The organism is Variovorax sp. 01T432 (assembly GCF_056398605.1).
Genome location: NZ_JBFTPS010000034.1, coordinates 1 through 12788 on the forward strand (window position 1 = coordinate 1; position 12788 = coordinate 12788).

Below are 12788 nucleotides of genomic sequence, written 5' to 3' on the forward strand. Positions count from 1 at the left end.
GCCGAATTTGACTGTGACCCCGGTTTCATGCCCCGGGGTCAGGCCTGCCTGATGGCGAACTACTAAGAAACTCATGCCATCGAACGCCGAATTTGACTGTGACCCCGGTTTCATGCCCCGGGGTCAGGCCTGCCTGATGGCGAACTACTAAGAAAACTCATGCCATCGAACGCCGAATTTGACTGTGACCCCGGTTTCATGCCCCGGGGTCAGGCCTGCCTGATGGCGAACTACTGAGACCCCAGCCGCCCGGAGGTCAGTGCGTCGACCCGCAGGCAGCTGTTGTTGCGGATACGGGCCAGTGTCTCGTCGGTGTAGCCCAGGGACAGCGAGGTCTGGTCGGCGGATGAAGGAAAGGCCAGGCCGAGCGAGCGCACGCGCAATGCGTCGGCGGCCGGGGACCGCGGCCGCGCTGGCGGCAGCTCGAGATAGACAAGGCCCATCACGCGGCGCGTACCGTCGGGGCCGACCGTTACGAGCGAACAGCCGGACACCAGGGAAGCGAGGAAGCAGGAGCAGAGAAGAGCGACGAAGGAGATATGCGAGCCAAGCGTCGCAGGCGAGAGACAGGCGCGTGTCACGCCAGAGAGACGGATGCGTATCGGGCCTGACGTCTTCCTGCCCCTCCCGGGATGCAAGGAAAACGAGAGCCCGATGGACATCGATTCACCCCCTCCTGCCGCGCGCTCCGGCGCGGTCCGATGCTTGGCATTTCAGCAGAAGATGAAGCGGTTGACTACCCCCGCCCGGCGGGCCGAACAGCGGCCTGAACGGGCGCGGGATCATGCGTTCGAGAGGTCGTTGATGAAGTCCTCTTCTTTCGCGTAACCTCCCTGCCCCGACACCACTCATTCAGGAACCGCCATGTCCCGCCCTCTCTTCAGCTCGACCATCGCCGGCAGCCTGCCCAAGCCGGCGTGGCTGTCGGAAACCCGCAAGCTCTGGCCCCAATGGAAGTCCGAGGGCGACGAACTGGCGCAGGCGAAGGCCGACGCCACGCTGCTCTGGATCAAGGCCCAGGAAGACGCGGGCCTGGACGTGATCGGCGACGGCGAGCAGTCGCGACAGCATTTCGTGCACGGCTTTCTCGAGCGGGTCGAAGGCATCGACTTCGAGCACAAGGTCAAGATGGGCATCCGCAACAACCGCTACGACGCGATGGTGCCGCAGGTGGTGTCTGCGCTGCGGCTGAAGGGCCGCGTGCACGCCACTGAAGCCCGCCTGCTGCGCGCCCACACCGACCACAGGATCAAGTTCACGCTGCCCGGCCCGATGACGATCGTCGACACCGTCGCCGACCAGTACTACGGCGACCGCGTGAAGATGGCGATGGCCTTCGCCGAGCTGCTGAACCAGGAGGCGCTGGCGCTGCAGGCCGACGGCGTCGACATCATCCAGTTCGACGAGCCGGCCTTCAATGTCTACATGAAGGACGCAGCCGACTGGGGTGTGCGGGCGCTGGAGCGCGCGGCGCAGGGCCTGACCTGCACCACCGCCGTCCACATCTGCTATGGCTACGGCATCAAGGCCAACGTCGACTGGAAGAACTCGCTGGGCGAGGAATGGCGCCAGTACGAGGAGGTGTTTCCGGCGCTGGCGAAGAGCAGCATCGACCAGGTCAGCCTGGAGTGCTTCCACTCGCATGTGCCGCCGCACCTGATGAGTCTGCTGGAGGGCAAGGACGTCATGGTCGGCGTGATCGACGTGGCCAGCGATGTCATCGAGACGCCGGAGCAGGTCGCCGACACCATCGGGCTGGCGCTGCAGTACGTGCCCAAGCAAAGGCTGCTGCCTTGCACCAACTGCGGCCTGGCGCCCATGGACCGCGACGTTGCGCTGCGCAAGCTCCAGGCGCTCGCCGAGGGCGCCGCGCTCGCGCGCCAGCGCTACGCCTGAGCGGCTTCCGACACGAAGACGCGCCGGGGGCAGGGCACTGGTCGAATGGCGTATGGCATGCAGATCGGGGACGGTCTAGATTGGCAGAGGAGCAGCCCCCCGGACTCACGCGGACCCGAAAGCCATGCCCACTCTCATGCTCATGAACGACGGGGCCCAACTTCGCCACATGCCGCTGTTCGAGCCCGAGACCAGGGTGGGCCGGGCGGTCGAGAACCACATCGTGATCTACAGCCGGCGCGTGAGCCGCTTCCATGCACTGCTGATCCGGCACGGCGGTTTCGTGAGCGTGCGGGACCTGCAAAGCACAAACGGCACCTTCGTCAACGGTAAGCGGGTGGCCGTGTCTGCGCTGGTGGATGGCGACACCCTCCAGGTGGGCGACGTCCTGATGCGCTACTTCGAGGCGGGCGATCCGGACCTGCCCGAAGCCGAGGCGGCGCCCATGGCAAGCGTCGCAGGCGCGCAGAGGCATCCCGCGCCGCCGGGGGCCTCCGTCCACGTCGCGTGGAGGATGGATGAGCACATTCCCGCCAGCCAGCGCGCCGAGGAACAGAAGGACGAAGCGCTCCAGACCGAGCACGGGCTTCTCGATCTGCCGATGGAATTCCACCGCGTCGACCATGACGCCCCGACCGGCGGCAATCGCGGCGCCGCATGGATCGGCGACGCGGTGGGCTTCACGTTCTCGGCCAAGGGGCGCGCCGTGGAAGGACTGATCACCTACGAGGCCCTGGCGGATCATTTCGGTGCGTCGGCGCACGGGCTCGATGCGGACGAGCAGGCGGTCCAGGTTTACCTGTCGAACCAGGTGGCGATCAACGTGGCCGCCGCGCTGCGCTACGCCGAGACCGGCCGGGAGCCGGTACTTCTGCGGACGATCCACTTCTAGCGGGAATCAGCGACCCACCCGCTTCCCCCGCAGCACCAGCGCCACCCCACCCAGCACCGCCGCCGATGCGAACAGCAGACGCGGCGTGACGGTTTCGCCGAGCATCGCGACCCCGCCGAACGCGGTGATCACCGGCACGCTGAGTTGCACGATGGCGGCGCTGGTCGCCTTCAATCCGCGCAGCGCGGCGTACCAGATGGCGTAGCCGACGCCTGAGGTCAGCGCGCCGGAGGCCACGGCATAGGCCGCGCCGGCGGTGTCCATCCGGCTACCCTGCAGCGCCAACAGGAAGAGCGCGCCGGCCAGCGGCACGGCGCGAACGAAATTGCCCGCCGTCGCGTGCAGCGGATCGCCCGCGCCGCGCCCCCGCAGCGAATAGACGCCCCATGCCGCGCCCGCGGCCAGCATCAGCACGGCGCCCCGCGGGGAAGGCGCCGCCAGCCCCGGCAGCAGGAGTCCGACCAGCCCCGCCAACGCCGACAGCAGTCCCAGTTGCTGGCTGCCGTGCAGGCGCTCGCCGGCCAGAAGGCCGCTGCCGATCATCGTGACCTGCACCGCGCCGAAGAGCAGCAGCGCGCCCGTCGCCGCCGCGAGGTCGACGTAGGCATAGGAGAAGGCGGCCGCGTACGCGAAGAGCGCCAGCGCCGAGATCCAGCTGCCGCCCACCGCGCGGGAACGCGTCCGCGCAAGCACGATGAGCCACAGCACCAGCGCGCCCGACACGATGCGCATGGCCGTGAAGCTGGCGGGATCGATGCCGGCGCTCTTGAGCGCCAGCCGGCAAAGCAGAGAGTTGCCCGCGAAGGCCAGCATGGCCAGCACGGTCATCGAAGACAGCTTGAGGCCGGGCCAAGCGAAGTTCATGGAACACCTGCGCGCGCCGGGATGCTCAGGGCTTGCCGCGAAGCTTCTGCGGCACGTCCGGCGCTGTCGGCGCCTCGCTGCCGTCCCGGTCGTCGACAAGCCAGTTGGGAACGGAACTCAGGCGAAGCGCCTCGACCTGGCTGAACTCCTGGCCGCTGGCCATGAACTGCATCTGGCAGTTCCCGACCCGGATGAGGTCACCCTCCACGAGCGTCTGGCTCTGGATGCGCTCACCGTTGACATAGGTGCCGTTCTGGCTGCCCAGGTCCTTGAGGGTGACGAAGGCCGGCTCGACGACGATCACGGCGTGCACGCGGCTCGCGTAGATCGAATCGACGAGGACGTCGTTCTTCGCGCCGCGGCCGAGCGTGTTCTCGCCCGCCTGGAGTTCGACTTGTCGCGCCGCCCCGGAGGGCGTCATCAGGAACAGTTTCGGCATGTGGATGGGCGCCCGGCCGCCGATGGGGGTCTCGAGCGCAGCCGGGAATTCTGACACGCTCCCCAAAGTGGGGCCGCACCCCACGGCGGTGCACGGCGCGCCCGGGCCGAAATGGTTGCAAGCCGCGCAAGCGCTGTTCTAATGCCGGATTCGCCGCCGATCCACGAGGACAGGAGGACCCCCATGCCCCGAGCCGGCATCCGAATCGAAGCGCCTGGCAGGCCCGCCGGAGGGAGGCGGATGGCCCTGGCCGCCCTCATGCTGCTCGGCGGCTGCGCCGTCGGCCCCGACTTCCATTCGCCCGATCCGCCCGCCGCCGCCGGCAGCGACTACACGCCGACCCCGGTCGCGATGCAGGGGGCGTCGGCGCCGGGCACCGGCGGCGCCTCGCAGCAGTTGCTCCCCGGGCAGGACATTCCGGCCCAGTGGTGGACCCTGTTCCAATCCCCGACGCTCGACGCCCTGATCCGTTCCGCCCTCGAACAGAGCCCGAGCCTGGCATCGGCCCAGGCGGCGCTGCGGCAGGCCGAGGAAAGCTTCAATGCCCAGACGGGCGCGCTGCAGTACCCGAGCGTCGGCCTGCAAGTGGGCGCCGAACGGGAACGCGGTATCGCGCCCACAGGCCGGCTGGCCACCTTCAACCTCTTCAACGCGTCGGTCAACGTCGCCTACCAGCTGGATCTCTTCGGCGGCAACCGGCGCGCGCTGGAGGGCCTGGCCGCCGCCGTCGACTACCAGCGCTTCCAGGTCGAGGCGACCTACCTGACGCTGGTCTCCAACCTGGTCACAACGGCCATCCGCGAGGCCTCGCTGCGGGCCCAGCTCAAGGCCACGCGCGAAGTGGTGGCCCTGCAGGAGAAGCAGCTGTCGGTGGTCGATGCCCAGTTCAAGGCCGGTGCCGTGGCGCGCTACGCCGTGCTGACGCAAAACACCCAGGTCGCGCAGACCCGCGCCACGCTGCCGCCGCTGGAGAAGGCGCTGGCCCAAACGCGGCACCAGCTCTCGGTCTTCGCCGGCAAGCTGCCGAGCGAGCGCGGCATGCCGGAGTTCGAGCTCGAATCCCTTCGGTTGCCCGTCAGCCTGCCCGTCTCGCTGCCCTCCTCGCTGGTGCGCCAGCGCCCGGACATCCGCGCCAGCGAGGCGCTGCTGCACGCGGCGAGCGCCCAGGTCGGCGTGGCCACCGCGGCGCAGTATCCGCAGCTCAACCTGAGCGCGGCCTACGGCACCGCCGCCGCGCGCACCGCCGACCTGTTCACCGCCGACAGCCTCATCTGGAGCGTGGCCGCCGGACTCACCCAGCCGATCTTCAACGGCGGCGCCCTGAGCGCCCGAAGGCGCGCCGCCGAGGCGGCCTACGACCAGGCGCAGGCGCAATACCGCGCCACCGTGCTCGGCGCCTTCCAGAACGTGGCCGACGCCCTGCGCGCGATCGAGTCCGACGCGGTGGCGCTCGCGGCCCAGGCGGAGGCCGAATCGCTCGCGGGTCAGGCGCTCGACCTGTCCAACGGCCAGTACCGACTGGGCGCGATCAGCTTCCTGACCTTGCTCGACGCGCAGCGCACCTACCAGCAGGCCCGCATCAGCCTGGTGCAGGCGCAGGCGGCGCGCTATGCCGACACGGCCGCGCTGTTCCAGGCGCTGGGCGGCGGGTGGTGGAACGACACGGCGCCGCTGGCCGATGCCTCGCGGCCCGGCACGGCGGCAAGCACGCAGCGCCCCGCCCTCGCGCCGGTGCCCTGAACGAACGAACACGGTGGAACAAGGAATTTCATGACCAAGCGAATGTTCATCATGTTGGGGTGCGTGCTGCTGCTGGTGGCCGTGCTGGCCTTCGGCTTCTACCTGCACGTGCGCGGCCTGATCGCCAGCGCGCCCAAGCCGACGCCGCAGACGGTGTCGACCGTCAAGGCGCAGATGCTCGAATGGCAGCCGCAGCTCAACGGCGTGGGCACGCTGGTGGCGGTGCGCGGCGTCGACGTGACGACCGAGATCGCCGGGCTGGTGCGCAGCATCAACTTCAAGTCGGGCCAGGAGGTCAAGGCCGGCGATCTGCTGGTGCAGCTCAATGCCGACGCCGACCTGGCGCAGTTGAACGCGCTGCAGGCGGCGGCCGACCTGTCGGCCACCACGCTCAAGCGCGACCAGGCGCAGCTGGCCGCCCAGGCCGTCAGCCAGGCCCTGGTCGACAACGACCTCGCCGACCTCAGGAGTAAGCGCGCCCTGGTGGCGCAGCAGGCCGCGCTGGTGGCCAAGAAGACGATCCGCGCGCCCTTCGCGGGCCGCCTGGGCATCACGACGGTGAACCCCGGCCAGTACCTGAACCCGGGCGACAGGATCGTGACCCTGCAGACCATCGACCCGATCTACGTCGACTTCTCGCTGCCGCAGTCGCAGATCGGCGGGCTGGCCGTCGGCCAGGTCGTCAACGTCGTGACCGACGCCTTCGCCGGCGAACTCTTCCCCGGCAAGATCACGGCGATCAGCCCCAAGGTCGATCCGGCCACCCGCAACGTGCTGATCGAGGCCACCATCGCCAACCCCCAGCGCCGCCTGCTGCCCGGCATGTTCGCGCGCGCCAATGTCGACGTCGGCGAGAAGGCGCGCTACCTGACGCTGCCGCAGACCGCGATCACCTACAACCCCTACGGCTCGACCGTCTTCGTCGTCAAGCCGGCCGGCGAGGCCCAGCCCGCGCCCGACGGCAAGGAGGCCAAGGCCGTGCCAGCCAAGGCCGGGGCCCCGGCGGCCTCCGGCCCGGTCGCGCAGCAGGTCTTCGTGGTCACCGGCCAGACGCGCGGCGACCAGGTCGCGATCCTCAAGGGCATCGAGGAAGGCCAGGAGATCGTCACCAGCGGCCAGCTCAAGCTGAAGAACGGCACGGCCGTCGCGGTCGACAACACGGTCCAGCCGGCCAACAGCCCCAACCCGACGCCGCAGGAACGCTGAGGCCCGCCCATGAAATTCACCGACATCTTCATCCGCCGGCCGGTGCTGGCCATGGTGGTGAGCCTGCTGCTGGTGGTGCTTGGCCTGCGCTCGCTGTTCGGCCTGCCGATCAACCAGTACCCGCAGACGCAGAACGCGGTGGTCACCATATCGACCACCTACTTCGGCGCCGATGCGCAGACGGTGGCCGGCTTCATCACGCAACCGCTCGAGGCGGCCATCGCCCAGGCGCAGGGCATCGACTACCTGTCGTCCACCAGCTCGAGCGGCGTGTCGACCATCGTCGCGACGCTGCGCCTGAACTACGACGCCAACCGCGCGCTGACCGAGATCAGCACCCAGGTCAACTCGGTCAAGAACCAGTTGCCGGCGCAGGCGCAGACGCCGGTGCTGACCGTCGCGATGGGCCAGACCACCGACGCGATGTACATGGGCTTCTACAGCGACACGCTGCCCACCAACAACGTCACCGATTACCTCGCGCGCGTGGTCAAGCCCAAGCTCGACTCGACCCCGGGCGTGCAGACGGCCGAGCTGCTGGGCGCGCGCCTGTTCGCGCTGCGCGCCTGGCTCGACGCCGGCAAGCTCGCCGCCCACGGCGTCACCGCGGCCGACGTGAGCGCCGCGCTGGCCAGCAACAACTACCTCGCGGCGCTTGGCGCGAGCAAGGGCCAGATGGTGACGGTGCCGCTGACCGGGGGCACCGACCTGCACTCGGTGGAAGAGTTCAAGAAGCTCGCGGTCAAGCAGAGCGGCGATGCGATCGTGCGGCTCGAAGACGTGGCCACGGTCTCGCTCGGCTCGGAAAACTACGACTTCAACGTCGCCTTCAGCGGCGTGCGTTCGGTGTTCATCGGCATCAAGGTCGCGCCCGACGCCAACATCCTCACCGTCGCCAAGCGCGTGCGCACGGCCTTCCCGGAGATTCGCAGCCAGCTGCCCGCCGGGCTGGTGGGCGAGATCGTCTACGACTCCACCGAATTCATCAACACCTCGATCTTCGAGGTGGTGAAGACGCTGGTCGAATCGCTGCTGATCGTCACCGTGGTGATCTACCTCTTCCTCGGCAGCCTGCGGGCGGTGGTGGTGCCGGTGATCGCGATGCCGCTGTCGCTGATCGGCACCTTCTTCGTGATGCTGATCCTGGGCTATTCGATCAACCTGCTGACGCTGCTCGCGCTGGTGCTGGCCATCGGGCTGGTGGTCGACGACGCCATCATCGTGGTGGAGAACGTCGACCGCCACATGAAGGAGCAAGGCAAGTCGCCGATGGAGTCGGCGCTGCTGGCGGCGCGCGAACTGGGCAGCCCCATCCTCGCGATGACGGTGGTGCTGATCGCCGTCTACGTGCCGATCGGCTTCCAGGGCGGCCTCACCGGCGCGCTGTTCACCGAGTTCGCCTTCACGCTGGCCGGGGCGGTCGCGGTCTCGGGCATCGTGGCGCTGACGCTCTCGCCCATGATGTGCTCGCGCTTCTTCAAGCCATCGCAGGACGAGGGCCGCTTCGCCAGGGCCATCGACCGCACCTTCGAGCGGGTGCGCCACGGCTACCAGCGCACGCTGCACAGCCTGCTGGGCACCTACCCGGTGCTGATCGTGATGGGCGTGATCCTCATCTTCCTGCTGGTCGTGATGTTCAAGATGTCGCAATCGGAACTCGCGCCAGAGGAGGACCAGGGCATCGTGCTGGCGCAGGTGGTGGGCCCGCCCACCGCCACCTCGGACCAGATGCAGACCTACGCCAACCAGGCCTACCAGGTCGCCAAGGACATGCCAGAGTACGCCCAGATGTTCCAGATCACCGGCGTGCCGACGGTCAACGCGGGCATCGGCGGCGTGCTCTTCAAGCCCTGGGACCAGCGCACCCGCAGCGCCAGGCAGATCCAGCAGGACCTGCAGGTGCGCTGGGGCAAGATCGCGGGCGCGCGCATCGCCGCCTTCCAGTTCCCGCCGCTGCCGGGCGCCTCGGGGCTGCCCGTGCAGTTCGTGATCACCACCACGGAGCCCTTCGAGAACCTGAACACGGTGGTGCAGCAGGTGCTGGACAAGGCACGGGCGGCAAACAAGTTCTACTTCGTCGACGCCGACCTCAAGATCGACAAGCCGCAGGCCACCGTGGTGGTCGACCGCGACAAGATCGCCGCGCTCGGCATGACGCAGCAGGACGTGGGCGCCGCGCTGAGCGCCGCGCTGGGCGGCGGCTACGTCAACTACTTCTCGATCGCCGGACGCTCGTACAAGGTGATACCGCAGGTGCTGCAGGTCGACCGCCTCAATCCCTCGGAGGTGCTCGACTTCTACATCCGCACGCCCGCCGGCGGCATGGTGCCGGCGAGCACGGTGGCGCACATCAAGTACGACGTGGTGCCCGAGTCGATCACGCGCTTCCAGCAGCTCAACTCGGCGACGATCTCCGGCGTTCCCAGCGGCTCGCAGGGCGACGTGCTCGAGTTCCTGCGCAACACTGTCGCCGAGGTGGCGCCCAGCGGCTACACGGTCGACTACGCCGGACTGTCGCGCCAGTTCGTCCAGGAGTCGGGCGGCTTCCTGGTGACCATGATGTTCGCCGTGATCATCGTCTTCCTGGCGCTGGCGGCGCAGTTCGAGAGCTTCCGCGATCCGACGGTGATCCTGGTGTCGGTGCCGCTCGCGCTGTTCGGCGCGCTGATCTTCATCTTCCTCGGCTTCGCGTCGATGAACATCTACACCCAGGTCGGGCTGGTGACGCTGATGGGGCTGATCAGCAAGCACGGCATCCTGATCGTCGAGGTGGCCAACCAGGTGCGCAAGCGCGGCAAGAGCAAGCGCGAGGCGATCGAGGAAGCCGCATCGCTGCGCCTGCGCCCGATCCTGATGACCACCGCCGCGATGGTGTTCGGCGTGGTACCGCTGGTGATCGCCTCCGGCGCGGGCGCCGCGGGCCGCCATGCGATGGGGCTGGTGATCTTCACCGGCCTGTCGATCGGCACGCTGTTCACCCTGTTCGTGGTGCCGGCGATGTACATGCTGCTGGCCGGCGAGCACAAGGCCGAGCCCGAGGCATCGGCGGCGCCGGCCGAGCCGGACCTGGCCGCCTGAGCCTCAGGCGAGCAGCGCGAGGCCCAGCGCCAGCAGCGGCAGCTGCAGGAGGCAGGCCCAGCGCACGCGCAGCGCCGAATCCAGCACGGCGCCATTGACCCACAGGCCGGCGGCGATGCAGCCCAGCATCGCGGCATCGGCGCGAAAGGACAGCGCGTCCGCCTGCCACAGGAAGACGAGCGTGAGCGCAACCCACAGCGCGAACTGCGCGACGCTCGCGAGGGCCTGGACGCGCGTGAGCGCCGGGTCGTGCCGGCGCAGCGCCTCCAGCGCGAAGGGCGGCCCGGGAAAGCGCGCCGCGACATCGGCGGGCCGCCAGCCCGGTGGCTTGAACCACACGCGCAGCTTGTCGCGCCAGTGCCGCGTGTGCCACGCATCGCGCAGCAGCGGCAGGTAGGGGCCGAAGACGGCGCGCAGCGGGTCCCAGCTGCCGAGCGGCTGGCGCGTGCCGTACACGCTGGGCGCATGCTCTTCGGCGAAGGTGCCGAAGAGCCGGTCCCACACGACCAGCATGCCGCCGTAGTTGCGGTCGATGTACGCGTCGTTCACGCCGTGGTGAACGCGGTGGTTCGACGGCGACGAGAACACGCGGTCGAACCAGCCGAGCCTGCCGACGTGCTCGGTATGGATCCAGAACTGGTAGAGCAGCACGATCAGCCCCGCGATGCCGAACTGCTCCGGCGGCACGCCCAGCAGCGCCATCGGCAGGTAGAACGCCCAGCCGAGAAACACCACCGTGCTTTCCTGCCGCAGCGCGGTCGAGAGGTTGAAGTCCTGGCTCTGGTGATGCACGGAATGCGCGGCCCAGAACACGGCGCACTCATGCCCCGCGCGATGCAGCCAGTAGTCGCAGAAATCGAACAGCAGCACCGCCAGCACCCAGCCGGCCGCGCTGTCCCAGAACGCCGGCGGCGACCAGGGCGCGGCCAAAGGGGCGAGCAGGCGCCACGCCATCGCATAGAGCCCGATCTGGAACAGCTGCGTGCAGACCGCGACCGCCTGGCTCAGCAGGCCCTGGCTGAGGCTCCCGATGCTGTCGTTGAGCCGCCAGGTGTTGCGCCGCCTGAGCAGGCCCCAGGCGAACTCGCAGGCCATGAGCAGCACGAACACCGGCACGGCGAGGACCACCAGTCGATGCACAGCGGCGGCCTCAGTCGATGGCGTCGGCGCGGCTGGCGATGAGCACCGCGTTGGTCCCGCCGAAGGCGAAGGAGTTCGACATCGCGTGGCGCAGCCCCGGTGCGTCGCGCGCCTCGCCGCGCACGAAGTCGAGCGGCGCGAAGGCGGGGTCGGGCATCCGCAGCCCGGCCGTCGGCGGCAGCCTGCGCCGGGCCAGCGCGCGCAAGGTCGCCACCAGCTCGATCGCGCCGCCGCCGCCGAGCAGGTGCCCGTGGATGGCCTTGGTCGCGCTGATGGGCATCGCGCCGCCGAAAACCTCGTGCACCGACTGCGCCTCGGCGGCATCGCCGGCGCCGGTCGCGGTGCCGTGCGCGTTGACGTAGCCGATGTCCGCTGCGTCGAGGCCGGCATCGCGCAGCGCCGCGCGCATCGCGCGCACCTGCCCGCCGACATCGGGGTTGGTCATGTGCACGCTGTCGCAGTTGGTCGCGTAGCCGCCGAGAAAGAGCGAAGGCCGCACGCCGCGCGCCTGCGCGTGCGCCTGCGACTCGATCACCAGCGCCGCAGCGCCTTCGCCGAGCGCGAAGCCCGCGCGGTCGACCGAGAAGGGACGGCAGGCGCTCGCCGCGTCAGGGCCCGGTGCCGCCGTGACGCGCATCGCATGCCAGCCGGCCAGCGTGCCAGGCGTGAGCTGCGCCTCGTGGCCGCCGACGATCGCGATGTCGAGCCAGCCGCCGCGGATCGCGCGCATCGCCTCGCCGATGGCCACCGCCGACGAGGCGCAGGCGCAGGCATAGCTGAGCGCCGCACCGCGCGCACCGAAGAGCAGGCCGAGCTCGGCGGCCGCCGCGTTGGGCATGGTGGTCAGCACGCTCGTCGGGCGCAGGCGCTTCGCCTCGGCGTAGAGCGCACGGGCGGTGGCGTCGAAGTTGGCCGATCCGGCCATGCCGCTGCCCCAGTAGATGCCGAGCCGCTCGCCGTCGAAGGGCGTTTGCGCCAGCCCGGCCTGGGCGTACGCGTCTCGCGCCGCCGCCACGGCCATGGCCGTGCCGCGGTCGAGCGGCAGACGCGAGCTGCTGCGCTCCGAATCGTCGAAATCGCAGGCCGCGACGGCGAGTTCCATCGTGTCGAGCCCGTCGATGGCCAGCGCGTGCGCGCGCACGGCGGAGCGCCCCGCGAAGAGCGCCTCGTCGAACTGCCCGATCGTGCGGCCGAGCGGCGTGACCAGCCCGATGCCGCTGACGACGATGGGCGCGTTCCGCCCGAGGCTCATGCCCGCACCGAGCGAGCCGGCGATACGGCCTCCGGCGAATCGGCCATGTCGTCGATCACCTCGCACAGACGCTGAAGCGTGATGCCGGCCTCGCGCGGATCGAGCCGGTCTTCGGGAATGCGCAGCTTGAGGGCGTCTTCGATGGCGAAGACGAACTCCATCAGGGCCAGCGAATCGAGGCCCAGGTCGGTCAGCGCGGTCGCCGGCTGGATGGCCGCGCGATCGATGAGGAAGTCCTTCTGCAGGATGCCGACGATCGTTTCGAAGGTGGGGGATGTCAT

The 12788-nt window shown here is 69.4% G+C and carries 11 protein-coding genes; 5 read left to right on the forward strand and 6 right to left on the reverse strand.

Annotated elements, in window-relative coordinates; translation table 11 throughout:
- Nucleotides 1–230: 230 nt before the first annotated feature.
- On the reverse strand, nt 231–494 hold the full coding sequence (locus AC1DNF_RS23090; protein ID WP_478150968.1) for a hypothetical protein: 264 nt from the start codon (nt 492–494) through the stop codon (nt 231–233).
- Between the two features lie 370 nt (nt 495–864).
- Here AC1DNF_RS23090 and AC1DNF_RS23095 point away from each other — a divergent pair, with 370 nt between their 5' ends.
- Nucleotides 865–1896: a methionine synthase gene (locus tag AC1DNF_RS23095; protein ID WP_478150969.1), complete on the forward strand. Its 1032-nt coding sequence runs from the start codon at nt 865–867 to the stop codon at nt 1894–1896.
- 124 nt (nt 1897–2020) lie between these two features.
- Nucleotides 2021–2788, forward strand: coding sequence for an FHA domain-containing protein (locus tag AC1DNF_RS23100; protein WP_478150970.1), 768 nt, complete (start codon nt 2021–2023; stop codon nt 2786–2788).
- 6 nt (nt 2789–2794) lie between these two features.
- Here the strand turns inward: AC1DNF_RS23100 and AC1DNF_RS23105 are convergent, their stop codons facing one another.
- Both AC1DNF_RS23105 and AC1DNF_RS23110 read right to left on the reverse strand, forming a co-directional pair.
- Complete coding sequence (locus AC1DNF_RS23105) at nt 2795–3652, reverse strand: EamA family transporter (RefSeq protein WP_478150971.1); 858 nt, start codon at nt 3650–3652, stop codon at nt 2795–2797.
- A gap of 25 nt (nt 3653–3677) precedes the next feature.
- Complete coding sequence (locus tag AC1DNF_RS23110; protein WP_478150972.1) at nt 3678–4091, reverse strand: FHA domain-containing protein; 414 nt, start codon at nt 4089–4091, stop codon at nt 3678–3680.
- A gap of 240 nt (nt 4092–4331) precedes the next feature.
- On the opposite strand from AC1DNF_RS23110, the gene AC1DNF_RS23115 reads away from it, so the two are divergent.
- The 3 genes from AC1DNF_RS23115 to AC1DNF_RS23125 are packed head-to-tail and all read left to right on the forward strand — an operon-like array spanning nt 4332 to nt 10115.
- A complete protein-coding gene (locus AC1DNF_RS23115; protein WP_478150973.1) occupies nt 4332–5831 on the forward strand; it encodes an efflux transporter outer membrane subunit in 1500 nt (499 codons plus the stop codon).
- Between the two features lie 30 nt (nt 5832–5861).
- Entirely contained in the window at nt 5862–7037 is a 1176-nt protein-coding gene (locus tag AC1DNF_RS23120; protein WP_478150974.1) for an efflux RND transporter periplasmic adaptor subunit, read from the forward strand.
- Nucleotides 7038–7046: 9 nt separating this feature from the next.
- Entirely contained in the window at nt 7047–10115 is a 3069-nt protein-coding gene (locus AC1DNF_RS23125) for an efflux RND transporter permease subunit (protein WP_478150975.1), read from the forward strand.
- 3 nt (nt 10116–10118) lie between these two features.
- On the opposite strand, the gene AC1DNF_RS23130 is transcribed toward AC1DNF_RS23125, so the two are convergent.
- Genes AC1DNF_RS23130 through AC1DNF_RS23140 form a run of 3 tightly spaced genes read right to left on the reverse strand, consistent with a single transcriptional unit; the run spans nt 10119 to nt 12788 of the window.
- Nucleotides 10119–11255 carry a sterol desaturase family protein gene (locus tag AC1DNF_RS23130; RefSeq protein ID WP_478150976.1) on the reverse strand — a complete coding sequence of 379 codons (1137 nt, stop codon included), beginning with the start codon at nt 11253–11255 and terminating at the stop codon, nt 10119–10121.
- A 10-nt stretch (nt 11256–11265) separates the two neighbouring features.
- Nucleotides 11266–12507, reverse strand: a complete 1242-nt coding sequence (locus AC1DNF_RS23135; RefSeq protein WP_478150977.1) for a beta-ketoacyl-[acyl-carrier-protein] synthase family protein — start codon at nt 12505–12507, stop codon at nt 11266–11268.
- On the reverse strand, nt 12504–12788 hold the full coding sequence (locus tag AC1DNF_RS23140; protein ID WP_478150978.1) for a phosphopantetheine-binding protein: 285 nt from the start codon (nt 12786–12788) through the stop codon (nt 12504–12506). The genes AC1DNF_RS23135 and AC1DNF_RS23140 overlap by 4 nt, the downstream gene beginning before the upstream one ends.